Origin of the sequence: Mycoplana azooxidifex (assembly GCF_014196765.1) — a bacterium.
Lineage (GTDB): Bacteria > Pseudomonadota > Alphaproteobacteria > Rhizobiales > Rhizobiaceae > Mycoplana > Mycoplana azooxidifex.
Map to the genome: position 1 here is coordinate 18,701 of NZ_JACIEE010000016.1, position 23,932 is coordinate 42,632.

The 23,932-nt window shown below is 63.1% G+C and carries 27 protein-coding genes; 17 read left to right on the forward strand and 10 right to left on the reverse strand.

Going from position 1 to position 23,932, the window contains the following annotated elements; translation table 11 throughout:
- Window position 1: 1 nt before the first annotated feature.
- A complete protein-coding gene (locus GGQ64_RS26440; protein ID WP_183808301.1) occupies window positions 2–880 on the reverse strand; it encodes a LysR substrate-binding domain-containing protein in 879 nt (292 codons plus the stop codon).
- 156 nt (window positions 881–1,036) lie between these two features.
- On the opposite strand from GGQ64_RS26440, the gene GGQ64_RS26445 reads away from it, so the two are divergent.
- The 8 genes from GGQ64_RS26445 to GGQ64_RS26480 all read left to right on the forward strand — a co-directional run bounded on the left by GGQ64_RS26445 (window position 1,037) and on the right by GGQ64_RS26480 (window position 9,496).
- A complete protein-coding gene (locus GGQ64_RS26445) occupies window positions 1,037–2,644 on the forward strand; it encodes an ABC transporter substrate-binding protein (RefSeq protein WP_183808302.1) in 1,608 nt (535 codons plus the stop codon).
- Window positions 2,645–2,708: 64 nt separating this feature from the next.
- Window positions 2,709–4,112, forward strand: coding sequence for a class-II fumarase/aspartase family protein (locus GGQ64_RS26450; protein WP_183808303.1), 1,404 nt, complete (start codon window positions 2,709–2,711; stop codon window positions 4,110–4,112).
- Window positions 4,112–5,095 (forward strand): ABC transporter permease, encoded by a 984-nt coding sequence (locus GGQ64_RS26455; protein WP_183808304.1) that lies wholly within the window; start codon window positions 4,112–4,114, stop codon window positions 5,093–5,095. The genes GGQ64_RS26450 and GGQ64_RS26455 overlap by 1 nt, the downstream gene beginning before the upstream one ends.
- Complete coding sequence (locus tag GGQ64_RS26460; protein WP_183808305.1) at window positions 5,092–6,303, forward strand: ABC transporter permease; 1,212 nt, start codon at window positions 5,092–5,094, stop codon at window positions 6,301–6,303. Before GGQ64_RS26455 ends, GGQ64_RS26460 begins: the two co-directional genes overlap by 4 nt.
- An 11-nt stretch (window positions 6,304–6,314) precedes the next feature.
- Complete coding sequence (locus tag GGQ64_RS26465) at window positions 6,315–7,283, forward strand: oligopeptide/dipeptide ABC transporter ATP-binding protein (RefSeq protein WP_183808306.1); 969 nt, start codon at window positions 6,315–6,317, stop codon at window positions 7,281–7,283.
- A 4-nt stretch (window positions 7,284–7,287) separates the two neighbouring features.
- Window positions 7,288–8,280, forward strand: coding sequence for an ABC transporter ATP-binding protein (locus GGQ64_RS26470; protein ID WP_183808307.1), 993 nt, complete (start codon window positions 7,288–7,290; stop codon window positions 8,278–8,280).
- A gap of 149 nt (window positions 8,281–8,429) precedes the next feature.
- A complete protein-coding gene (locus GGQ64_RS26475) occupies window positions 8,430–8,882 on the forward strand; it encodes a hypothetical protein (RefSeq protein WP_183808308.1) in 453 nt (150 codons plus the stop codon).
- 317 nt (window positions 8,883–9,199) lie between these two features.
- Complete coding sequence (locus GGQ64_RS26480; RefSeq protein WP_183808345.1) at window positions 9,200–9,496, forward strand: hypothetical protein; 297 nt, start codon at window positions 9,200–9,202, stop codon at window positions 9,494–9,496.
- Between the two features lie 41 nt (window positions 9,497–9,537).
- Here GGQ64_RS26480 and GGQ64_RS26485 read toward each other — a convergent pair whose 3' ends face one another.
- The gene (locus GGQ64_RS26485; protein ID WP_183808309.1) at window positions 9,538–11,355 is read right to left on the reverse strand and encodes a chloride channel protein; all 1,818 of its coding nucleotides are present in this window, start codon (window positions 11,353–11,355) and stop codon (window positions 9,538–9,540) included.
- 182 nt (window positions 11,356–11,537) lie between these two features.
- Here GGQ64_RS26485 and GGQ64_RS26490 point away from each other — a divergent pair, with 182 nt between their 5' ends.
- Window positions 11,538–11,957 (forward strand): MarR family winged helix-turn-helix transcriptional regulator, encoded by a 420-nt coding sequence (locus GGQ64_RS26490; protein ID WP_183808310.1) that lies wholly within the window; start codon window positions 11,538–11,540, stop codon window positions 11,955–11,957.
- Between the two features lie 36 nt (window positions 11,958–11,993).
- Here GGQ64_RS26490 and GGQ64_RS26495 read toward each other — a convergent pair whose 3' ends face one another.
- From GGQ64_RS26495 to GGQ64_RS26530, 8 genes are all read right to left on the reverse strand, one after another.
- Window positions 11,994–14,687 carry an ATP-binding protein gene (locus tag GGQ64_RS26495; protein ID WP_183808311.1) on the reverse strand — a complete coding sequence of 898 codons (2,694 nt, stop codon included), beginning with the start codon at window positions 14,685–14,687 and terminating at the stop codon, window positions 11,994–11,996.
- Between the two features lie 4 nt (window positions 14,688–14,691).
- On the reverse strand, window positions 14,692–14,952 hold the full coding sequence (locus GGQ64_RS26500; protein WP_183808312.1) for a hypothetical protein: 261 nt from the start codon (window positions 14,950–14,952) through the stop codon (window positions 14,692–14,694).
- A gap of 1 nt (window position 14,953) precedes the next feature.
- Window positions 14,954–15,325 carry a response regulator transcription factor gene (locus GGQ64_RS26505; protein ID WP_183808313.1) on the reverse strand — a complete coding sequence of 124 codons (372 nt, stop codon included), beginning with the start codon at window positions 15,323–15,325 and terminating at the stop codon, window positions 14,954–14,956.
- 91 nt (window positions 15,326–15,416) lie between these two features.
- Window positions 15,417–16,241, reverse strand: coding sequence for a short-chain fatty acyl-CoA regulator family protein (locus GGQ64_RS26510; protein ID WP_183808314.1), 825 nt, complete (start codon window positions 16,239–16,241; stop codon window positions 15,417–15,419).
- A gap of 35 nt (window positions 16,242–16,276) precedes the next feature.
- Complete coding sequence (locus GGQ64_RS26515) at window positions 16,277–16,513, reverse strand: hypothetical protein (RefSeq protein ID WP_183808315.1); 237 nt, start codon at window positions 16,511–16,513, stop codon at window positions 16,277–16,279.
- Window positions 16,510–16,896, reverse strand: a complete 387-nt coding sequence (locus GGQ64_RS26520; protein ID WP_183808316.1) for a hypothetical protein — start codon at window positions 16,894–16,896, stop codon at window positions 16,510–16,512. The genes GGQ64_RS26515 and GGQ64_RS26520 overlap by 4 nt, the downstream gene beginning before the upstream one ends.
- A gap of 28 nt (window positions 16,897–16,924) precedes the next feature.
- A complete protein-coding gene (locus GGQ64_RS26525; protein ID WP_183808317.1) occupies window positions 16,925–17,893 on the reverse strand; it encodes a SctD/MshK family protein in 969 nt (322 codons plus the stop codon).
- 96 nt (window positions 17,894–17,989) lie between these two features.
- Window positions 17,990–18,148, reverse strand: coding sequence for a hypothetical protein (locus GGQ64_RS26530; protein ID WP_210300465.1), 159 nt, complete (start codon window positions 18,146–18,148; stop codon window positions 17,990–17,992).
- Window positions 18,149–18,645: 497 nt separating this feature from the next.
- On the opposite strand from GGQ64_RS26530, the gene GGQ64_RS26535 reads away from it, so the two are divergent.
- Genes GGQ64_RS26535 through GGQ64_RS26575 form a run of 8 tightly spaced genes read left to right on the forward strand, consistent with a single transcriptional unit; the run spans window position 18,646 to window position 23,883 of the window.
- Window positions 18,646–19,329, forward strand: coding sequence for a type III secretion protein (locus GGQ64_RS26535; protein WP_183808318.1), 684 nt, complete (start codon window positions 18,646–18,648; stop codon window positions 19,327–19,329).
- 54 nt (window positions 19,330–19,383) lie between these two features.
- On the forward strand, window positions 19,384–19,599 hold the full coding sequence (locus tag GGQ64_RS26540; protein ID WP_183808319.1) for a hypothetical protein: 216 nt from the start codon (window positions 19,384–19,386) through the stop codon (window positions 19,597–19,599).
- A gap of 32 nt (window positions 19,600–19,631) precedes the next feature.
- A complete protein-coding gene (locus GGQ64_RS26545; RefSeq protein WP_183808320.1) occupies window positions 19,632–20,084 on the forward strand; it encodes a hypothetical protein in 453 nt (150 codons plus the stop codon).
- A 14-nt stretch (window positions 20,085–20,098) separates the two neighbouring features.
- Complete coding sequence (gene sctJ / locus GGQ64_RS26550) at window positions 20,099–20,896, forward strand: type III secretion system inner membrane ring lipoprotein SctJ (protein WP_343059586.1); 798 nt, start codon at window positions 20,099–20,101, stop codon at window positions 20,894–20,896.
- Window positions 20,893–21,480 (forward strand): hypothetical protein, encoded by a 588-nt coding sequence (locus GGQ64_RS27665; RefSeq protein ID WP_210300467.1) that lies wholly within the window; start codon window positions 20,893–20,895, stop codon window positions 21,478–21,480. The genes sctJ and GGQ64_RS27665 overlap by 4 nt, the downstream gene beginning before the upstream one ends.
- Entirely contained in the window at window positions 21,477–22,067 is a 591-nt protein-coding gene (sctL, locus tag GGQ64_RS26565; protein ID WP_183808323.1) for a type III secretion system stator protein SctL, read from the forward strand. Before GGQ64_RS27665 ends, sctL begins: the two co-directional genes overlap by 4 nt.
- Window positions 22,064–23,401 (forward strand): type III secretion system ATPase SctN, encoded by a 1,338-nt coding sequence (sctN, locus tag GGQ64_RS26570; RefSeq protein ID WP_183808324.1) that lies wholly within the window; start codon window positions 22,064–22,066, stop codon window positions 23,399–23,401. The genes sctL and sctN overlap by 4 nt, the downstream gene beginning before the upstream one ends.
- Window positions 23,398–23,883, forward strand: a complete 486-nt coding sequence (locus GGQ64_RS26575; protein WP_183808325.1) for a YscO family type III secretion system apparatus protein — start codon at window positions 23,398–23,400, stop codon at window positions 23,881–23,883. The genes sctN and GGQ64_RS26575 overlap by 4 nt, the downstream gene beginning before the upstream one ends.
- The last annotated feature ends 49 nt before the right edge of the window (window positions 23,884–23,932 follow it).

The window sequence follows — 23,932 nt, forward strand, 5'->3', positions numbered from 1 at the left end:
GTCAGTTGTCTTTTTGAGGGCTCCGTGGTGGTGAGACTGCGTCCTTCAGCCAGGTGCGCAGGTCGCGGAAGCTCTGTGAACGAAGTTTCGCTTCGGCGAACATGAACACATAGTGCTCGCGAACCATGTGTTCGTCGAAAAGCGACACCAACTGGCCGTCGGCCAGTTCCTGCCTCACCAGTTTCTGCCGGACGATTGCGATTCCGAGGCCCTCGACCGCTGCCGTCAACTCAAGGCCCGAGCTCTCCAGGTCGATGAAGCGCGTGTTGGCGAATATCCGCGGCGCGCGCGCCCCAAGCCAGCGTTCCCAGTTGCGGGTGAATTCGGCCGATCGCAGGAGGACATGCCGCTCCAGTTGATCCGGCGTATCGAGTGGCGGTGCGCGACGCAGATAAGCCGGGCTACAGACCGGCGTGAGGTCGGCATGGGCCAGCGTCTCGCAGAAAAACCCCCTCCTGCTGGCCGCTTCGCCCACATAGATCAGACCGTCCAACCCCTCCGTATCCTGCCCGCCGGTAACGAATTTCACCACGATCTCGGGATGGCGGCCATAAAGTGTGCCGAGCGCCGGCATAATGCATTTCTGCAGGAATACGCGCGGACTGCCGATGATCAGCGGCTTCTGATCGACACTCACCGAGAGGTCGCCGGTGACAGCGCGAATCTGGCCGAGCGATGCGTGGATCTTCGCCCAATAGACTTCGCCAGCGGGGGTCAGGGCGATCTTCCTGTGCATGCGTTCAAAAAGGTCGCAGCCCAGGAAGGCTTCGAGATTCTGGATCTGTCGGCTGACGGCGCCCGGCGTCAGGCAGAGCTCGTCCGCCGCCTTCGCAATGCTCATGTGCCGGCCGACCGCCTCGAAGACCGGCAGCGAGGTCATCGGCGGCAGATCCCTGCGCCTCGTCTGCATAACGTACTCCTCCCGACGCAACCTCTATCGTTCAATTGAGAAAAACTCAATCGAATCCAGAAAGTTTCGATTTTTCCGCGGGCGATAGGACGGTACGGTCCCGCCGAAATATTGGGAGGAGAACCAATGAAGAAATTGTCACCGGCATATCTCGGTCTGGCGCTGGCCGCATCGACCTCACTGGCACCCGCCGCAGCTTCCGCGGAGCAGTTGCGCGTCGGGCTTTCCGCGCTTGCGACCTCGGTCGATCCCCATTTCCACCGCGCCGGCTACAATTTCGATCTGCGTGAAAACATCTCCGATGCGCTCGTCTACGCGAACGGTGTCACCGGCAACGTCGAGCCGCGCCTGGCGCAGTCGTGGGAAATCCAGGGCGACACCAAGTGGGTCATCACGCTGGAGCCCACGGCGAAATTCGACAGCGGCGAACCGCTCGGCGCCGACGACGTGGTCTACTCGCTCTGCCGGGTGCGCAACGTCCCGAACAGCCCGGGCCTGTTCAGCAGCTTCATCTCGACGATCGGCAGCATCACGGATGCCGGTGACGGCAGGATCGAGATCGCCACCAAGAAGCCGGACCCGAACCTTTTGCGCAACCTCAGCTTTATCGGCATCGTCGAAAACCCGACTGGTCGCACGCTCACCTATGACGAGACGGATTGCGGCAATGACAATTGGCTGGCGACGGGCGATTTCAACAGCGGCAAGACATCCGCCGGTATCGGCCACTATCGCGTCAAGAAATTCACACCCGACGTCGAGATCGAGCTTGAACGCAACCCGGACTACTACGGAACGCCCGCGGGCTACGAGACGGTTGTGGTCAAGTCGCTGCCGGACAACAGCGCCCGCATCGCCGCACTGCTCGGTGGCTCGGTGGACGTCATCAATGCCGTTCCGATCAACAGCCTCGAGAGCATCCAGTCCTCCGGCTCGCATCATCTCGCCTCCATGCCTTCGACGCTGGTGGTCTTCCTCTTGCCCGACCAGGGGCAGGAGCCGACGCCGAAGGTCTCCGGGACGGACGGCAAGAATCCGTTCCTCGATCCGCGCGTCCGCAAGGCGCTCAACCTTGCCATCAATCGCGACGAGATCGCCGAGACCGTTATGGGCGGCATGGCGCTGCCGGCAAGCCAGGTCGTCGTCGATGGCGTCTTCGGTCATGACCCGAGCCTGCAGCCCTATCCCTATGATCCCGCCGAGGCCAAGCGCCTGCTGGCCGAGGCCGGATATCCGAATGGCTTCTCGTTGACGCTGAACGCTCCAAGCGACCGCTATATCAACGGCGCGCAGGTGGCTCAGGCCATCACCGCCATGCTATCGCAGATCGGGTTGAACGTTACGCTGGAGACCTTCCCCTTCAGCATCTACTTCACCAAGGCCAGCGCCTACGAATACAGCCTCTATCTCGCAGGTGCGGCCGCCGATACCGGTGAAGGCTTGAGCCAGATGATCAACCTGGCCGGTACCCGCAATCCGGAAAAGGGCTGGGGCGGCGCGAACCGCGGGCGATATTCCAGCGAGATCACCGACAAGGCGCTCGAAGACGCGCAGGGGACACTCGACGACGCCAAGCGGGAAGAACTGCTCCGCTCGGCCGTAGCCCAGGTCCAGAAGGATGACGGCTACGTGCCGCTCTATCACGAGTTCGGCGTCTGGGGCGTGCGCAACGGCGTCCACTACGACGCGAACGCCAACCTGACCAACATTTTCTATACCGCGCGTCCCGAATGAGGCCGTGCCGGCAAGGCCGGGATTCCGAGCCGGCCTTGCCGCTATACATGAAAGCAGAAGCAAGATGGGTACCGACTTCAACAACGCTTTGACGTCGCAGTATGACTACCGGGGTCTGCGGGATGCATTTGCGCCGGCGGGCATGTACCAGGCTTTCCTGGATGTCGAGCGTGCCGTTTCCCAGGCCCAGGGCGAACTGCAGATGATCCCGGACGCCTCGGCAAAGGTGATCGTGGAACACTGCCGGTACGAATTGCTCGACATGGAGCGTCTGGATGAGGGGTACCGGAAAACCCGTCACCCGTTGATGCCGCTGATCAATGAGCTTGTGCGGCTCTGCGGTCCTGAGCACGGCGGTTTCGTTCACTGGGGCATCACGACGCAGAACGTCATCCAGACGGGGCTGATGCTGCTCGCCAAACGCGCCCAGGTCATAATCGACGGCTTCCTTGCAGACATTCTGCGCCATCTCGGCCGCCATGCGCGTGTCCATGCCAATACGATCATGGCCGGGCGCACGCATTACCGGCATGCCGTGCCGATCACCTTCGGCTTCAAGGTCGCGGTCTGGATCGATGAATTCCTGCAGGCCCTGGACCGGATCAAGGAAGCCGAGGCGCGGGCATTCACAGTGATGAGCGGAGGTGCCGTCGGCTGCTTCTCGGCGCTCGGCAGGCATGGGCCGGCCTTCCAGTCGCGGGTGGCAGCCCTCCTCGGCATGGGCGAGATGACCATCCCGTCCCGCGCGATCCGCACGCATATGTGCGAGTACGTCAACGCGCTGACGCTGATGGCGTCGATCTGCCACAAGATCGCGGAGGAAACCTACCAGACGTCGTCGGAGGAGTATGGCGAACTGCACGAAGGCCGCGTCGAAGGTTCGATCGGCTCTTCCACCATGCCGCAGAAGATCAACCCGATCCTCTGCTACGGGATCATCGCCAACAGCAACAAGCTCTATTCCAGTGCCGGGATGCTGATGGCGAGTGCCCACCGGCCGTTCGAGTCGGACGGCAGCGCCAACCAGATGTTCGAGGACGGACTGGCGGAGGTGATGGTCGCCGTTTCCGAAATCCTCGTGCGGACCGAGCTTCTGGTGCGCAATCTCTATGTCGACGAGGAGCGGATGCGGATCAACCTGGATTTGTCGCGCGGGGCGATCTTCGGCGAATTCGCGATGATGCAGCTCGGCGGAACGGTCGGCAAGCACAAGGGCCACGAACTCGTCCACGAAGCCGCCATTGCCGCAGCCGGCGGCGAGGCACCCTTCCTGGAAGAACTGGCGCGGCTACCGGGTGGTGCGACGATCCGGGCGGCCATCGAGGCACACCTGGAAGCCGGCAGCGCCGGCGGCCTCTGCGCCGAATATGCGTTGCACTTCGGAGCCCTGGTCCAGGATATCGCCGCAGGGTCCCGTCCGACCGTCGAGCAGCGCAATATCAATGCTTACCTGAAGGCCGGCCGCTGATGTTCTCTTTCGTGCTGCAGCGTCTGGTGCAAAGCGTGATCGTCGTGCTGATCCTGTCGATCGTGTTGTTCGTCGGCGTCCGGCTGATCGGCAACCCGGTGGATATCCTGATCTCTTCGGAAGCGTCCGAAGCCGACCGCCTGGCGGCGATCGTGGCCCTCGGCCTCGACAAGCCGCTCTGGGAGCAATACCTGACCTTTCTCGGCAATGCGGTCCGGGGCGACTGGGGGACGTCGTTCGTCTACAAGGAACCGGTGGTCGGCATTCTGCTGCAGCGCCTGCCGGCCAGCCTGGAGCTCGGCCTCGTTGCCTTCGTCCTCGCCGTCAGCATTTCCATACCTGCCGGCCTCTATGCCGGACTGAGGCCGCAGTCGCCGCTGGGCCGCGGCATCATGGCCTTCTCGCTGGTCGGCATCAGTATCCCCACCTTCTGGCAGGGCATGCTCCTGATCGTCGCCTTCGGGATCGCGCTGCCGATCCTGCCGGTGGGTGATCGCGGCCAACTGGCGACCCATTTCGGCATCACCTCCAGCCTCTGGACGCTCGACGGCTGGTCGCACGTCATCATGCCGGCCTTCAGCCTGGCGCTGCTGAAGATGTCGCTCCTGATGCGGGTAACACGCGCGGCGACGATGGAGATCTGTCGGCTCGACTTCGTCAAGTTCGCCTATGCCAAGGGGGTGAGGAACCGGAAGGTGGTGATCGGCCATATCCTCCGCAACGCGCTGGTGCCACTCGTCACCGTCACGGGCATCGAGCTCGGCAACCTGCTTGCCTACGGCGTGATCACCGAGACGGTGTTCTCCTGGCCGGGGCTCGGCAAGCTCCTGATCAACTCGATCAAGGTGCTCGACAGGCCGATGATCGTCGCGCAGCTCACCTATACGGCGCTGCTTTTCATCGCCATCAACTTTCTCGTCGACATCCTGCACATGGCCATCGACCCGCGCGTCAAATCCGTTTTGAGGCGGCGTGAATCATGAACATCGCCGACTTCCAGGATTTCGCGCGGCGCTTTGCCGAAAGCCGCTCTGCCGTCATCAGTCTGGCGGTCAGCGTTCTCTTCATCGTCTGCGCCGTGTTCGCGCCGCTGCTGGCGCCGACGGACCCCTACGACCTGACACAACTGCAGCTCTCCGATGCCTTGAAGCCGACCGGCTCGAAGCGGATGCTGCCGGGGGAAGAGGTCCGCGCCAATATCCGCGTCGATGGTGGCACCGCCTCTGTCCAGCCGGCATCACCGACCCCGACCAGGCTTTCCATTGTCGCCTCGCCCTGCGGGCCGAACTGTCTGGCCGTCGGCGTCGAGCCCCCGGACGCGAAGCTCGCCAGCCTGCAGGTCCGTAACCTGCCGGCCGGGGCGACTGTCGAGGGCGGGAGGAAGCACCCGATCCAGCCCTGGTGGACGCTCGACAATCCGGATAGCAATCAGGCCAGGATCACCTCGGCCGGTCCCTTGCCGGCAGGCCTGACCCTGCTTGCGATCGCGAAGTCACTGGAGCAGGAGACCGGTTTCGTCTTCCGGCTCGGAACCGACAATTTCGGTCGCGACATGCTGTCGGCCATCCTTTACGGCATCCGCATCAGCGTGTACGTCGGGTTGGTCGCGGCCGGGGCCGCCATGGTGCTCGGAACGGCGCTCGGGCTGCTCGCAGCCTGGCGGGGAGGCGTTGCGGACGCTGTCATCATGCGTGCCGTGGATTTCATGCTCGGTCTTCCGGCGCTGCTCGTCGGTCTCGCGATCCTCGCTATTCTTGGTAACGGGGTCAGCAAGGTTGTCCTCGCCGTCGTCATCGTGCAATGGTCGTACTATGCCCGAACGGCCCGATCCTTCGCCATCAGCGAACTCGGCAAGGAGTATGTCGAGGCGGCCCGCTGCCTGCGCCTGTCGCCGGTGCGTATCATGCTGCGCCATGTACTGCCGAACTGCATGCCGCAAATCATCGTCCTCTTCACGCTGAATATCGCGGCGGCGATCTCGATGGAATCCTCGCTGAGCTTCCTCGGTGTCGGACTGCCGCTGACGCGGCCGTCGCTGGGCATGCTGATCGCCAGCGGTTACGAATTCATCTTCTCGCAAAAATACTGGATCAGCATCTACCCGGGCATCGTGCTGCTGGTGATGATCGTCGCCATGAACCTGCTCGGCGACCGTCTGCGCGATCTCAACAATCCGCGGCTGGACCGCTAGGGGGACGGACAGTGAGCAAGGCGTTCTTCCAGGTCGATGACCTCAACACCTGGTTCTTTACCCGGAAGGGCACCATCAAGTCGGTGCGCGATATTTCCTTCGATGTTTCCCGCGGAGAAGTGCTCGGCATCGTCGGCGAATCCGGTTCGGGCAAATCGGTGACGGGCATGTCTATCATGGGCCAGATCGACGAGCCCGGCCGGATCGTGTCCGGTTCGATCAGCCTCAACGGCGAGGAGTTAACCAAGCTCGACTTCGAGGAAATGCGCCGCTATCGCGGCAACCGCATCGCCATGGTCTTTCAGAACCCGCTGATGACACTCAACCCGTTGATGCGGGTGCGCGACCAGATGTACGAGGCGATCGGCGCGCATGAAGATGTGCCCCGCAACGCGATGCACAAGCGCTGCATCGAGGCGCTGCGTGCCGTCGGCATCCCGTCGCCTGAAGAGCGGCTCAACGCCTATCCGCACGAGATGTCGGGCGGCATGCGCCAGCGCGTCGTCATCGCCATCGCGCTGCTGCTCGGGCCGGACCTGATCATTGCCGACGAGCCGACGACTGCGCTGGATGTGACGATCCAGGCGCAGATCATCTATCAGATCCGCCGCCAGATCGACGAGCGCGGTCTCGGCATGATCTGGATCACCCACGATCTTTCGACGCTCTCCGAACTCGCCGATCGGATCATGGTCATGTACGCCGGCGCCATGATGGAGATCGGCACGACCGAGGAGATCATCGGTGGCGCCCGCCATCCCTATACCCGCAAGCTTCTCGACTCGGTTCCCTCCCGAAACGTCCCTGGTGAGAAGCTAAAGCAGATCCCCGGCAACATGCCCTCGCTGATGGCGCTTGGCGAAGGCTGTCCTTTCGCGAGCCGTTGCGAGCGCGTGACGGAGATCTGCCGCGAACCGGTGCCGGCGACGCAACTGTCCGACACGCACCGCATCTGGTGCCTTCACCCCTTCGAGAACTGAACCCATGAACGAACCGATCTTCGAAGCGAATGACCTGTCGCGCAGCTTCACGGTCGGAAGCAGTCCGTTCCGCGACCTGGCGAACCATTTTCTGCACGACCGGCAGCCGACGGTGCTGCGTGCCGTCGACAATGTCTCGATCACGTTGGCCGAGGGCGAGACGCTCGGTGTCGTCGGTGAGTCCGGCTGCGGGAAGTCGACTCTGGCGCGATTGATCGCCGGCATCCTGCCGGTGTCCTCCGGCGAGCGGCGCTTTCGCGGCGAGGCCTATGAGAGCTTGCTGGCCCGCAAGCGCGATGCGCTGAAGATCCAGATGGTGTTCCAGGATCCGCTCTCCTCGCTCAATCCGCGTCTGCGCGTCGGCGAGATCGTCGGCGAGGCAGCCGTGCTGCATGGCGTGGTGCCGCGCGCAAAGGTAAAGGATTACGTGGTGGAGATCCTCGCCCGCGTCGGTCTGCCGGCCGACAGCGTCGGGCGCTATCCGCACCAGTTCTCCGGCGGCCAGCGCCAGCGGGTCGGCATTGCCCGGGCGCTGGCGGTCAAGCCGCAGATGCTGATCTGCGACGAGGCCGTGGCGGCGCTCGATGTCTCCGTGCAGGCGCAGATCATCAATCTTCTGATGGACATCAAGCGCGACAGCGGCCTGGCCATGATCTTCATCAGCCATGACCTCGGCGTCATCCGTCATCTTTGCGACCGCGTTGCCGTCATGTATCTCGGCCGCGTCGTGGAACTTGCGAAGACCTCGGAGCTCTTCGCCTCACCGACCCACCCCTATACGCGCATGCTGCTCGAGGGCATGCCGAAGATCTCCATGCAGCGCCGGAAATTCATGCCGATCCAGGGCGAGATCCCGTCACCTCTCAATCCGCCAGCGGGCTGCCATTTCCATCCCCGTTGCCCGATCGCGACCGACCATTGCCGTGAGATCCGGCCGGAACTGCGCGAGATCAAACCTGGCCATATGCATGCCTGTCTGAACATCGAGGCGCGCTGACGCTTGCAAGGGTGCCGGCCCTATACGAATGGGCGACGTCGTCTTGTTGGTACGCGCGAACTACGGGGCGACGGTTCGTACCCTGTCAAGACTACGCACCCAGTGCGCTGGGCCTGCGTGTGTCCCCGCAGCCTTGCCGAGGCGTTCGGGTGCTCCATATCGCTCAAGGCATGACTGATCGCGGCAAACGAGCACCGGCAGACAATCGGCGCTCGATCCGGCAGGGCTTCCTCAAACGAAGCAGTGATTGGAACGCGGGGCAGAACGACCGTTTAGCCGGTCAGACCCTCTCCGCCCACGATGAGGCAAACGCCCCGGTGGCCAAGAATGGCTATCGCCTCGCCCTCGCGCTCAAGGGGGACCAGTTGCATTTTCAGCCGTCGGTGAAGGCCGTCGGCAACGCCGATGAAATCGCAGATTTGATCGAGGGGATGGTTGCGAACTTCGGTTACCGTGATGCTGTCGCGTCACGGTTCACGAACCATTCGGTCAACTTTCAGGTCCCGACGGACGTCGTCGATGCCGCGCATGACGCGCTGGCCAAAATTTTGGTCCAGATCGCGACAGGCACAGGCGACCTGAATTCGGAACTGTTTATTTGAGGTTCATCCGCCAGCCGGGCGTCGCGGGTTCCCGTCAAGGCGGGGATCCGCAAAAATCGCAAGTGGCCCGGTTACGGCATTCGTTCGCTGGGCGATCGCTGAAAATGGTCGGGGCTGTGGCCCGCTGCTTCAAGCCGTCGTCTCCGGCCTGCCCTTCCAAAAGAGGTTGGGCTTGCGTGATGTCTCCGACCTGACCGGCGGTCATTTCCCTGCAGCGTCCTACCATGGGCCCGCATCGGATGAAGTGAATTCTCTGTTTGTCTTGTATTATATCGTATTGCGATATAATCTTCCCATGAGCAATCTCGGAAGGGATCATGGCGATGTCAGCAGACCTGGCAGTCTTGAAGAACGAGCTTCTCGAACTCGACCGGCAGCTTCAACGCGCGGCGCTTCCTGCGGCGGATGGGAACGAGGCCGCCCTTTCGCGGTCCGGTCAACTGGCCATGTTGAGGCAGCGGCTCGACGATCGCCTCGCCACCCTCGACGGCAGCGTCTGGCAGCTGCTTCTTCTGGAATGGCGCTACGATTTCGCGCTGCTGTTCGACCATGCCCGGCTGTGGATGGCCCATGTCGATGCCAACTTAGACACCGAGCCGGCCCTGAAGGAATAGCTCGTGCGGAACGGGCCCGGGCGTCCAGACGACACTTGCGCCTAGCCTGCTCCCCGGGGGCCGGTCTTGCGCGGTCCGAGATAGGGCTTGCGCTCATTTTCCAGAGTATTGGCGGTGTGGCGGAGTCGCAGGAGGTCCTTGCGCGCCACGAGGCCCAGCAGCCGGCCCGTTTCGGGATCGACCACGGGGATCCGCCCGACGTCGGTCGCGAGCATCAGGTCTGCAACATAGCCGATCGTGTCCTCGGGATGGGCAACCGGAACCGAGGTATCGGATACGCGCTCGTCGAGGCTCTGGTCCGCAAGCGCCGGGTCCTGCTGCCACCGCAGCGCATCGCCACGCGAGACGACGCCCTTCAGTCGTCCGCTCTCGTCGACGACCGGATAGATCCGGTGCGTTTTTTCGGTGGTGGCGAAGAAGGCGGAAGCCTCGCCGACGCGCATCCCTGCGGGAAGCGTATCGACCTCGTCGATCATGATGTCGCGGGCGCGGGAATATTCGAAGGGATCGATGCCGTACTCGCGGGTGATGTGCTGGCCCCGCCTGGCGATCTTCTCCGTCAGGATCGACCGGCGCAGGAGAAGCACCGTCACGGCATAGGCGGAAATCGTCGCCGCAAGCAGCGGCAGCAGGCTCGAAACGTCGCCGGTGAGTTCGACCGCGAAGAACGTCCCGGTCAGCGGCGCGCGCATTGTGCCGCCCATCATCGCGGCCATGCCGAGCAGCGCCCAGAAGCCCGGATCGCCGGGAAGCAGCAGGCCGACCAGCCATCCGAGGGCCCCGCCCAGGATGAGGAGCGGCGCAAGCACCCCGCCGGACGTGCCTGACGACAGCGATACCAGCCAGATGGCGGCCTTCACCAGGAGGATTGTCAGCACGGCCTGCGGCAGCATGCGGCTGTTCAAGAGGTCGTCGATGATGTCGTAGCCGACGCCGAGCGCGCGGGGCTCGATCAGGCCGCCTAGGCCGACGGCAAGGCCGCCGATCGCCGGGCACCACATCCAGTGGATCGGCAGCGCCTCGAAGGCATCCTCGATCCGGTAGAGCAGCGTCGTCAGCAGGCCTGATTGCAGGCCGGCGATGATGCCGACGACGGCGCAAAGGCCGATGCCCCACCAGGGCAGGTCCATGTGGAACTGCCGCGGAAAGAGGGCGCCTGCCTCGAACAGGAAGGGACGCCAGCACGCAGAGACACAGGCGGCGAGCGCAACAGGAATGAAGCTTCGCGGCTTCCATTCGAAGAGGAGGAGTTCGACGGCGAGCGTCACTGCCGCGATCGGCGAGCCGAAGATGGCGGTCATGCCGGCGGTTGCGCCTGCCACGAGAAGCGTCTTGCGCTCGGCTGCGCTCATATGGAAGCACTGGGCAAAGAGCGATCCGATCGCCCCGCCGGTCATGATGATCGGCCCCTCGGCGCCGAAGGGGCCGCCCGTGCCGATGGAGATTGCCGAAGACAGGGGCTTCAGGATGGCGACCTTCGGCGACATGCGGCTTCCTCCGATGAGGATCGCCTCGATGGCTTCGGGAATGCCGTGGCCACGGATCTTTTCCGATCCAAACCGGGCCATCAAGCCAATGACAAGGCCGCCGATGACAGGGGTTGCGACCATCCAGAGCGAGCGCGGGGCGTCGGCGGGGGAGGTGGCCGCAAGGCTCAACTGCCCGAACCAGGCGAGATTGGTGACGAGCGCGATCAGGATCACCAGCAGCTTCGCCGCAAGGGCGCCGCCCGTGCCGACGACGAGCGCCATGCCTATCAGCGCCAGCACACGCCGATCCGTCGTGAAATCCCCGGCCTCGCGCCGGGCGAGGCCGCCCGTGAAATCGTGCGGCCGGTGGTGGGGCTTCGTCTGCGGCATGGCATTTCTCGTCGCTGTTGTGTTGAAGGCGGCTGCAAATACATCGTAATACGACATAAATCAACAGAGGAACTGGCCTGAACTGACCGCCGATTGCCCTAGCCCATCGGCCGCTCCTGCGGTAAGCCGGACAAAACGGTCTCGCCGGGTCGGGCCGGCTACTGAGCGCGGGAGCGGGGAGAATGCCGAAAGACAGGCTGAGCGATGCCGACTACGAGGCCCTCTCCAACCTGCGCTACACGCTGCGTCGCTTCATGGATTTCAGCACCTCGGCCGCGCACCAGGAGGGGCTTCCAGCCCAGCAGCACCAGGCACTGCTGGCGATCCGGGGCTATCGCGGCGAGGAGGCCATGACTGTCGGCAAGCTTGCCGATCAGCTGCTGATCGCCCCTCATTCGGCGACGGAACTCGTGGGCCGGCTCGTCGCGGCCGGCTACGTGACCCGCCAAGTCGATCCCGCAGACCGTCGCCGTCAGACCCTCGCGCTGACGGACAAGGCCCATGCCATCCTCGAGCGGCTGACCGCCATCCACCTCACGGAAATCCGCGAGATGGCGCCGCGGCTGATCGACATACTCCGCGCGCTCGATGTGACGCGGTAGTCGTTTGCATGGTAGCGGCCTTGTTGTACGGCACTCTCAGGCTTCACCAGCCTTTGTGCGATACATCGGCAGCCGAACGATGAATTCGGCACCCACTGCCTTTCCTTCCGAAAGACAAAGCTCTCCACCGAAGCGTTTGACAATCTGTCGGCTGATCGGCAGTCCCAAACCAACGCCACTCGCTAGGGCATCACGACCGCGGTAGAATTTTATGAATATGTTCTCGCGATTATCCGCTGCGATGCCGGGGCCATTGTCCTTGACGCGAGCCTCGTAGCTCGCACCCCTTCTCAAACTGGAGACCATCACCTCCGGCCCCTTGTTCGGGTTGTGTTTGATCGCATTCGAAATCAGGTTGATGAAAACCTGTGTCAGGCGATCACGGCTTCCGATGACGCGGACGTTTCGGGCGCGGCGGCGCCTGATCTTCACACCAGCTGCCCGCGCCAACGGCTCGCAGGTCTCGATGGCGTGATCGATCGCGGCTTCCGGATCGAAAGCCTCGTTCTCCCATGTCTGTTCACCGGGATCCTGCGTGTTCAGGTCGAGAATTCCGTCCAGGAGGCGGGTCAGGCGGAAACTCTCGGATTGAATGATGCCAAGGAAATGGAGCTTGCGGGCTTCATCGAGGTCCCTGTGCTCGAGCAGGATTTCGCTGAAGGAGCGGATCGAGGTCATCGGCGTGCGCACCTCGTGGCTGACCTGGCTGAGGAATTCGTCCTTCTGGATGTCGATCTCGCGCAACTGCCGGTTCGCCTTCGCCAGCTCTGCCGCCGTCGCCTCGATCTGCTGGGACTTGCGTTCCAGTTCGGCCGAATAGGCGCGGATCTGCTCCGCCTCACCGGCAAGGCGCTTCAATTCCTCCACGCCGATCGTCTCGCTCGTGACGACCTGTGAGACGAGGGAGCGGGCCGAAGCGGCGCCGACGTTGGCGGCCAGCCGCGCCTCCACCAGCGAAATGAGTTCGTCGCTGGCGATCGAAGACCTTTCATGGGTCTCTTCGGCCTGGAACAGCAGGATCGTTTCCTCCGGGCCAAGGATACGTCCCGCCAGCTGCCGCAATTCCGAAATCCGCGCCGTGCGGCGGATTACGCTCAACTCGCTCTCAGTCTGCCGTCGGAAGACATCGATGAAAAGCGTTGCCTGCAACTGGGCAAGCGGGGTCGGTTCCGTCAGGAGGGAGACGCCGATGAAAAGGGCGATATTGATCGACATGCTCCAGAACAGGGCGTGCACGAGCGGGTCGAATTCGGTGAGCCCGAACAGGGCATGCGGCTTCAGCCAGAACCAACCGAAGGGCCCGTTTTCGATGACTTCCGCAGAAAGCAGGAAGGCACCTTCGAAGCTCGGCAGGAACAGCGTGTAGCACCATATGATGAAACCAGCCGAAAGGCCGGTAATCGCGCCCGCCTGTGTTGCGCGGCGCCAATAGAGGCCGCCGACGAGGCTCGGCAGGAACTGCGCCACGCCGCAAAACGAGATCAGCCCAATCGCCGCGAGCGCGCCCGACGTGCCGCTCAGCCAAAAATAGACGAAACCCAGCATGATGATGACGCAGATGCTCGTGCGTCGCACGCGCAGGATGAAGCCGCGCGTGGTCTGCCCTCCGGCGGAGGCCACCATGCCGAGGCCGACCGCGATCGGCATGACGATGTGGTTGGAGATCATCGTCGACAGCGCGATCGAGGAGACGATCACCATGGACGTCGCGGAGGAGAAGCCGCCGAGAAAGGCAAGCAGCGCAATCGCATCCTGGCCGGCGGTCAGCGGCAATGTCAGGACGAACAGGTCGGGATCCGATCCCTCCGGGAGGAACCGCAGTCCCGCTATTGCGATGGGCAGGATGAAGAGGCAGATCAGGAAGAGATAGAGCGGGAACAGCCAGGACGCGGTGCGCAATTGTCGGTCCGATGTGTTCTCGACCACTGTCACCTGGAACTGGCGCGGCAGGCAGATGACGGCCGCGCCGGCAAGGAAGCACAGGGCGACCCAGCGCGTGCCGAAACTGTCGGGGTTCGCGAGGCTGACGGGCGCATTCTCGAAGACCGTGGCCGACGTATCGGCCAGCGCGAAGACGACCCAGAGGCCGACCGCGAGCAAGGCGGACAGCTTCACCAGCGCCTCCACCGCGATGGCGGCGATGACGCCGTGGTGGTGCTCGTTGACATTGATGTTGCGCACCCCGAACAGGATCGAGAAGACGCAGAGGCCGATCGCGACCCAGAAGGCCGTCACAAAATCGGGCTCCAGCTCGACGCTCGCGGCGACGACGGCGCCGGCGGGAAATGTGATCACCTGGAAGCTCGATGTGAGGGCCTTCAACTGCAGCGCGATGTAGGGCGTGGTGCCGATCAGGGCCATGATGGTGATCAACGCACCGAGGGCGGGGCTCTTGCCGAACCGCGCCGATATGAGGTCGGCAATGGAGGTCGTGTTATAGACGCGACCGACGGTGACCAGCTTGCGCAGGAAGAGCCACCAGCCGGCGAAGACCACGACGGGCCCCAGATAGATCGTCACGAACTCCGCGCCGCTTCGCGCGGCTGAGCCGACGGCTCCGAAGAAGGTCCACGACGTGCAGTATATGGAGATGGAAAGGGTATAGACGAGCGGCGAGGACAGCCACCCGGACGGCCCCCTGGACGCCTTGCGGTCTCCGGCGAAGGCGACAAGAAACAGCAGCGAAACGTAGGCAAGGCAGACGAGGACGACCAGGTTGACGGGCAGCACGGCGCTACCGTCGCTCGGTCGGGTCGGAGCGGGCTTCCGGATCGCCGCCGGGTGCCTGATGCGCGTGGCGGGCCACCGCGATGGCGACAAGGATGGCCGCGGCCCACACCGCAAAGATATAGACGACGATCCACGGAATGCCGCCAAGCGTACCGGGCGTGGCGAATATCCGGATCAGCGGCGGCATCAGCAGCAGCGCTGCGGAGATCGGGAGCATCACCGCCAGGTCCCGGAAGCCCTGGCCGTCGGATCGCCTGGTCCCCACGTCAACCTCCCGTCAGTTCGCGGACCCGGTCAATGACTTCCGCATTGGAAAAGGGTTTGGTGATGAAGGCGGTTGCACCGGTCGTTTCTGCCGCCTTGCGGTCGGCCGCCTGCCCCTTGGCCGACAGCACGATCACCGGCAAGGCCTCGAGCGCCTTGTCGGAGCGCACCGAGCGCAACACGTCAAGACCGCTGATCCCCGGCAGCATGAGGTCGAGGATGAGCGCCGAATAGGTGTGCCTGCGCAATTGCCGGAGCGCCTCGACCCCGTCCGGCGCGGTGTCGATGTCGAAATCGGCCCGTTGCAGGATGAAGCTCAGGGACTCCATGATGTTCGGCTCATCCTCCACGATGAGCACGCGCGTTTTGAACAATGCCCCGCGACCTCCCCTTCACTAAAGCATTTTTGTTTTATCCTACACATATCGCGCGGCGGCGGGATACATTTTTGATACTGCGGCCGCGTCACAGGAAGAGGTGCGCCTCCTGGCGATGACTGCAATCTTGCCGTGGGCACAAGCGACAGGACGTGCCGACCGGGAGGATTGCTTTCGGGTCGTTGCCGTCGATCCCGTCGCCATAGACGACGCGGCCTGCCTCGCTGGCTGGGCAGGCCAGCATGATCGAGAGCAGACGCCTGGGCAACACCACCGACTGTCGCGTCTTTTCGATCGCCCGGGCTACGAAGAGAAAACGGTCGCCGGACGGCAGTTCGCCGAACGACCGCACCACCGCCCCCGGAGCCTGAAAGGCAGCATAAATCGCCCAGAGCGGACAGGCATTGCTGTAGCGCGGCAAGGGCAGGCGCGGCAGGGGAAGCCGCTTCGTGACATAACCGGACGGATCGGAGCGCATGAAGGCGAAATGCACGCCCTCGGCGCCCGGACGGCGAAGCGTTGCAAGACGGTGTGCGGCCTGTTCGTAGGAGACGTCGAACTTCATCGACAGCAGGTCAAGATCGTAGCGCCAGTGCTCGGCGGCGGCGATGAAAGCATCGTAGGGCATCAGGATCGCTGCGGCGACATAAGCATGGAGCGCCGATGTCGCCAAGGCGTGCGCCTCTTCGGAAGCGAGCGCCGGGTGAGTGGCGACAATCGCCTCCACGGTCGGGCGCGCCATCTGCGAGGTGGCCTCCTTCAGCAGGCGAAAGCGTCGGGACTGCCCATTCTCGACGACCGAATCCTCGTCGGACCAGGACGCACCGGCCGGTAGCCCTCCCCCGTCGTGGTGGCGGAGATAGTCTGTCGCGACCTGTTCGAGGTCGGCAAAGTAATTGTCCGATTCGAGCATGAAGGCATCGACCTGTTCGGTCGACGTGCCGGAGGTTACACGAATCTCGGGATTGTCAGCTTTTCGAGTGCGCCGAGCGCGCGTTCGCCGGCACCATTTTCGATCAGCGCTGCTGCCAGCGTGCGCAGGATGCCGGGGTCTTCGGGCTCGATGCGGTTGGCGATCAAAAGGAAAACGAGGCCGCGCCCCTTCTGGCCGCTGCGCATGTAGATATAGCCGAGCGAATGCATCAACTCGGCGGATTCGGCTTCCACCTTATCGGCTCTGTTCATTCGATATCGCCTCCCTCCTCCATGCGCGCCTGAAGGTCGCGCCGGCGGTCGACCTCTTCTTCCAGCATGGCCCTGGCGATGGAGGTCACGTCCTCGTTGGCATCGAGACGGGGCAGGACGGCGGTGATGACGTGATCGATCAGGCTCATCGTCCGTTCATTGCCGAAGATGCCGGAGTCCTTAATTTCCGGCATGGTCAGCTGGTCGATCTCACCCTTCAGCGAAGCGCCATGTGCAAGGCTGCCGCGCCGACGCACACGCAGCGCACTTTCGAACGCTTCGATCTGAGCACGGCTGACCGGATCGGCACGCTTGGCCGCTTCCGTCAACGCCTTGTCGAGGCGCTGACGCTCGATAGTGACGGGTCGCAGCGTCTCGTTCATCGCGAACCTCCTGAACGTGTGCTGCGCGTCATAAAGTGAGCTTGAACTCCTGCCCGGCGCGTACGACGAGGATCTGGCCGTTCTCGATCGACTTCAGCATCCAGCCGTCCTGTAAAGCGGCACCCGGATACCGGCGCTCGCCACGGGCATCGACGACATAAGGATTGTCGCCGAAGAACACGGCTTGGAAGATGAATTTCGGGGCATCGGTAACGGCGGCTGCCGAAACAAGACTGGTCAGCACGTAACGTCCGCCATGGGAGCGGTCGAACCAGCGCTGCACATCGCGCCAGGCATCCATCCTGGTTGGCGGCACCTGTCCCGAAACGTCGATGCGGCGACCGTCAGCCGTCACGGCGAGATTGCCGAGATCGGCTTCGGCGATCTTCTGCTGCAGCGTGCCGACGATTTCGGCGTCTGTCGGGGCGGGCGAGGTAGCGGGAACGGTGCCGACCGTCAGACTGTCTTCCGGGGAGGCGGCTTTCTGCGGCAGAAGGCCCGAGATGCCGGCCTGTACGGCGACGATCGGCATCACCACCAAAGCGACGGCCACAACGGCGACATACGGTCCCCAGCGTTTTGTCATCAAGCTAGAGGATGCATCACGGGCGATGCGCAGTTTTGCATCGCCGACCACCAGCGTGACCGGCAGTTTGGCACGGCAGCCGTAACCGCGCTGAATCGGCGCACGGCCCTCGACGATCACGGGGCCGCCGATGGCGTTGACCGCGACCTGTTGGCCGTAAAAACGCAATTGCAGATGTTCCTGGGCGATATCGCGGTCCAAAAGGACGAGATCGCAGCCCGGCGAGGAGCCGATCGTGCAGACGTCGCCGTCGATCGGCGCACGCACGCCATAGTGCAGGCCCGACAGCACGTCGAGTGCCAGTGCTCCCGGCTTCGTTGCAAGAATGGCCGGCGTCAGCGCCGTGGCGCTGGGGTAACTCAGACTATTCGACGACACGGTTGCACCCCCTTCATCGAAGCAATTCTGCACAAGACCGATTGGCGCAAATCGGCCACGAAAACCACACCGTCATAGTGGGTGGCGTGGTGGTGGCGCGGACGATTTTGCCGCCCGCGCCGAACCGGATTAGTTCTGCGGACGCTGCTTGGTGGCGTCGAGCTCGGTCTTCTTCTCGGTCGTGATCTCGGTGATCTTTGCCGACTTTTCGATGGCTGCATCGAAAGCAGCTTCCATCTTTGCGATAGCTGCGTCAGAACCGCCAGAAGTAGGGCTTACAGTAGCCATGATGGCCTCCATTTTCCTGTTTAGGGTCATCGATTGCGCCGCCTTGAAGCGCCGCCTCACGCCGCTCTCCCCGAAAGAGCCGCGACGGGGGAAACCTAGTTAGCGTTTTCAACAGATTAACGACAAAGTGAGGATTATTGCCGGAACGTTAACGCACATTCCGCTGGTCGGGCCACCAACTCATTTGAATCATTATCGTTAAATATCAGTAATTTATGCCGAAGGATTTTGAAATGGAAGTTCAAGCGAGAAAATTCCGGAAAACAGAAAGCCCATCGTCGGGGTATCGGGATACCGGTCGTTTTCCGCGGTGATCGGCTGGGCCTGGACGTGTCTGCCAACACCTATTGGAAGGACGCTCAGGTGCGCTGAGCGACCCGGCGGGTCGCGAATCGATACAGCGAAATTTCATTAAAGTTTCATACTGGCTGGTTCATTCAGCCGGCTCGATCCGCTAGCCTTTCAACATGAGGTTTTGGGTTTGGCCAGCTTATGCGTTGAAAGCGACCGTTGCCGGTTTTCGGTCGGGCGCAAGGCTGCTGATTGCCGCTGGTGCATTGGCTACACTGCCCGTAATCATGCCTATACCGGCGATGGCTGCGACGCCGGCATGGTTTGCTTCCCCCTACAATTACGTCGTTCTCGATCAGGACGTGCGCGTCGCGCTGACGGAATTCGGGCGCAATCTCGGCCTGCCGGTCGTGCTGTCGGATGCCGTGACCGGTCGCGTGCGGGGGCGGATCGAGGCAAAGACTGCCGGCGAGTTCATGGATCGTCTGACCGATACAAACGGACTGACCTGGTATTTTGATGGCTCTGTCCTGCATGTCAGCGCCGACAAGGAGTTCGTGACGCGCGTCATCGATGCCGGCCGTCTGCGCGGCGATGTGGTGGCAAGCGAGATGCGTGAACTGGGCCTCGCTGACGAACGGTTCTCGCTGCGCGCCGCGCGCAACGGCAATGTCATAACCGTGTCAGGACCACCTGCTTACATCAACGTCGTTGGACAGCTCGTGGAACGCATGCAACCGGAACCTGTCGTCATTGGCGACGATCCGCGAGTGCGCGTGTTTCGCGGCGGGGTGATGACGGAAGTCGTCTCGGCCGGACCGGCAGATAACCACCAGTCCGGTTCGGACCGCGAGAATGCGGACCGCAAGGAGCGGGTGGCTCGACCTTGAGACGGGCGGAAGGCGTTCTGCCTTCGTCCAACCCGAATAAGAGGAGCAAGACCCATGGCAACGACCCCTGTATCCGGCGTGGATTCCGTTTCGTTTTCGACGACCGACGGTGAAGCCGCTTTCGACGCAGCCGTGAACAATGCGCAGAGCGGCGAAATTACGCCCGAGCTGGAAGATATGATGATCGAGGGCGCCATCACCATCGGCGGCCAGATGATCATCATGCCGCGCGCCAACGATATCCTCAACGAGGCAATGTCCGACGAGTAATCGCCTGACGCGATCCTTTCGGAGGGAAAGTCATGACGACACCGATCGTTGCTGCGGGTGTGCCGCAGCCGACAGCCGTACAGGACGCGGTGCCGCAGGCAACGCAGAATCTGTTCGAACACATTGCAGCCCAAGCTCAATCCCTCCCGGAAGGCGCGGGACCATCGCAGCTTGGGCAGGAAGTGCTGCAGAATCTCAAAGGTTTCTTCGAGCGTAGCGGCAGTTTTGCCGAGCGTGCGAGCGGCCTGACGCAGCGCACCCCGCAGGCGACCGGCGGCGAACTCGTCAGTGTCGGCCCGAAGGGTACGGGCGGAACCGATCTTTCGCAGACGCGCAATTCGGCCGTTCCTGTCGATCAGAGCCAGGTTGACAAGGTCATCCAGTCCCTCAGCATGATATTCGATCATTCGATCGAAACCCAGATGGTGGTGCGCGGCACGACGCAGGTGTCGGGCGCGGCCAATACCCTGTTGCGCGGCCAGTGATAAACGCGCGCTTTGTGGGGTTTCTCACCTCTTTCGCCGCCGCGCCGCTGCGCAAGGTCGCGGGCGCGGCGCTCATTTTGTGTGCCCTGATCCTGACCGGCTGTCAGGAGGATCTCTATACCAATCTTGCCGAGCGCGAGGCCAACTCCATGGTCGCGACGCTGCAGCGCAATGGCATTCCGGCCGGTCGCGTCTTGCAGGAAGACGGCAAGATGAAAGTCGTCGTTGATAAAGACCGTTTTTCCGAAGCGGTGCGCGTGCTCGAGGATGCCGGCCTGCCGAAACAGGCTTTTGCCTCGATGGGCGAAATCTTCCAGCAGGAGGGCCTCGTCGCCTCGCCGATGCAGGAGCGCGCAAAGATGCTCTATGCGCTGTCGGAGGAACTGTCGAAGACGGTGTCCGAAATCGACGGCGTGCTTTCGGCGCGCATCCATATCGTGCTGCCGGACAATGATCCCCTGCGCCGCGAAGCCTCGCCATCGTCGGCCTCCGTCTTTATCCGGCACGAACCGGGCCTGAGGATCGATCCGCTGATTCCGCAGATCAAGACGCTGGTTGCCAACGGCATTGCCGGCTTGTCCTATGACAAGGTCTCCGTTGTGCCTGTGGCTGCACCCGTCGCGCAGCCGGCTTCGACAACGCAGCCGATGGTTTCGTTCATTGGCCTCTGGATGCTGGAAAGCAGCGTTTCGCGGGCGATGTGGATCGTCGGCGGGCTGGGGCTGCTGGTCGTCGTGCTCATCGGCGCTCTGGTCGCAGTGGTCTGGCGCCAGCGCGGCCAGAAAACCTATCAGCTGGAGAGCTATCGATGAGCGATATGCCTTCGCACCTTCACCCGGACCGCATGGCCGTATGTTTTCGCAGTGCCGGTGTTGCCGGACTGCCGGAAAAGCTGACGAGCGAGCCGCGTTTTGCCGCCCGCCTCGCCGGCGTGCTGCATCGACATTATGATCTGGCCGAGATCGACGAGAGAGGCGGTGCGCAGGAGGATCAAGCCCTTGCCGGACTTTCGCGCGAGGAGCTTGAAGGTCTTTCCGTCCGGGCAGGCGTTATCCTTCGCGCTCGCGAGTTCCTGCAGGAAATCCGTGGTCCCGTTCTGGCAGCCCTGGCCGAGCGCTTTGGCGCCGATGGCCTGGAAGATGCCCGCCGGCATGTGGGCCTTGCGGTTGACCGCCCTAAGACGATGGATCTGGACGCGCTCGAAGCGACCGTGAAGTTGGAAGGCGAGGCCTGCCTTGCCGCCTGGATTGCCGCTTTGCCGTTGCCTTTGTCGCGGCGCGTGCGGCTGAAGTGGCCGAACGACCATGCCGTGCCGGTGACACAAGATGTCGCCATCCTCGAACGCGGGCCGCTGATCCTGCGCCGACTGGCGTCCAATACGGGCCATAACGCATGACGGAAATGCCGAACCGGCCGCTCGCCCGTATCATCCGGGCTGAAGAGGCCGATAGCTGGATCGATGGTTTTGCGTTTCTCGAACGTGCCAGGACCGAGGCGGCTGCAATTCGTGCCACTGCCGAAGACGAGGTAGCGGAAGCACGTGAGGCCGGACGTCTTGACGGCCGCAAGGCCGGCGAGGCGGAGGCTGCAGCACTTCTCATGCGCACGCAGGCCGATGTCGAACGTTATCTCGCCTCTGTCGAGCCCCTGGTTGCAGCGCTGGCCATGGAGATTGTCGAGCGGGTTATCGGCACGATCGATGACTCTGAGCTTGTGGCGCGGGCGGCCCGGCAGGCGCTGGAGGCCTTGCGCGAGGAAAAGGCCGTCGTCGTCAATGTGGCCCCGGATCTGACCGCCGAGGTTCAACAGCGTCTTGCCGCATTCGGCCCTATGGTGACGACGGTGCGTGTCGCAACCGATCGCCATCTTTCGTCACGGCAATGCACGGTGACGACGGCTTCGACCAGCATTGATGTCGGCATCGACGCGCAGCTTGAAGCGATCCGCGCCGCCATGGTGGAACAGGACCGGAGCGGCGCATGAGCCAGCTGCGCCGTCCTGATCTCAATGCCATTCTGCCGCGTCTGTCGCAGGCTGTGTCCTCCGTGGATACACGCCCGACACGGGGCCGCGTGCGCGAAATCCGCGGCGTCATCGTTCATGCCAGTCTGCCGCAGGCGCGCATTGGCGAGCTCTGCCATCTGCGCGATCCGGTGACCGGACGGCAGGTGCCGGCCGAGGTGATCGGTTTCGAGGATGAACGCGCGGTGCTGTCGCCGATCGGCGATCTCGAGGGCATGTCGGCGCGCGCCGAGGTCATTGCGACGGGGCGTGCCCTGCGCGTGCCGGTCAGCGAGGCGCTGCTCGGGCGCGTGATCGACCCGCTCGGCCGGGCGCTCGATGCCGAGGCAGAGATGATCGCCACGACCGAAACCTATCCCGTTCAGGCCGATCCGCCGGATGCGCTGCAGCGCGACATTATCGAACATCCGCTGCGCCTCGGCGTGCGGGCGATCGATGGCCTGATGACCGTTGCCCGCGGTCAGCGTGTCGGCATTTTTGGTGAGCCTGGCGTCGGCAAGTCGTCGCTTCTCGCATCCATCGTCGCCGGCACAGAGGCGGATGTGATCGTTGTCGGGCTGATCGGCGAGCGTGGCCGCGAAGTGCGCGAGTTCGTCGATGTTCAACTGAGCGCGCAGGCGCGAAAAAAGGCAGTCACCGTGGTGGCGACGTCGGATCGGCCGGCGATCGAACGCGTCAAGGCCGCTTACGTTGCAACCGCCATTGCCGAATATTTTCGCGACCGCGGCCGCAATGTTCTGCTGTTGATGGATTCGGTGACGCGTTTCGCCCGCGCGCAGCGCGAGATCGGTCTTGCGGCCGGCGAACCTCCGACCCGACGCGGTTTTCCGCCGTCCTTCTTTGCCGCCTTGCCGCGCCTGCTTGAACGTGCGGGGCCGGGCAGGGGCGGGTCTATCACGGCGCTTTATACCGTGCTGACCGAGGGCGATGGCGGACTCGATCCGGTGGCGGAAGAAACCAAGGCGATCCTCGACGGCCATATCATGCTGTCGGGCGAACTTGCCCAGCGCAACCATTTTCCGGCGATCGACGTGCTGAAGAGCCGAAGCCGCCTGATGAACACGGTGGTCGGTCAAGACCATCGTGATCTTGCCGGCACCATCCGCGAGAACATGGCGGCCTATCGCGACATCGAACTGCTGCTGCGCGTCGGTGAATACAAGGCGGGCAACGATGCGAAGGCCGACGCGGCGGTGGCGCGGCGCGATGCAATCGAAGCCTTCCTGCGCCAGCCTTCGGACGAGATCTGCGATATCGAGACGACGATCAAACGCATGACGGAGATCGTCGGATGAGCGGTGCATCGGATCTCGGGAAGCTTCTGGCTTTGCGCTCGCTTCGAGAGGAGCGGGCAAAGGCGGCGGTTTCAGTTGCGGCGGCGCGGTTGCGGGATGCGTCGCGGGCCGTTTCAGATGCCGAAGTTGCGATTGAAAGGCATGAACATGAGACCGACCGGCAGGAACAGCGATTTCTGGAAGCCATGCAGATAAAGCCGCTTCCCTCCGGTGAATTCGGTCGCCGGCATGAGCTGCTCGGTGTGTCCGACCAGCGTCGCGAGGCCCTGATCGGTGAGCGCGAAAAAACCTCTACCGTACTTGACGACTGCGAGCGGGAACTGGCTGCAGCGCAGGCGGAATGGCGGCATCGTCTTTTTGAGCGCGATAGGCTGGCAGAAGCGGAAAGCAGATTGCGAACCGCGGACCAGGCGCGAGCAGAAGCCGTGGTGGAGCAGGAAGCGGAAGAAATGAGCGCAGACCGGGTGCGGATGTCATGCTGAGAGATACGGGCGCGCATTTCGGGACCGGATGCGGCGGGGCAAGTGTCGT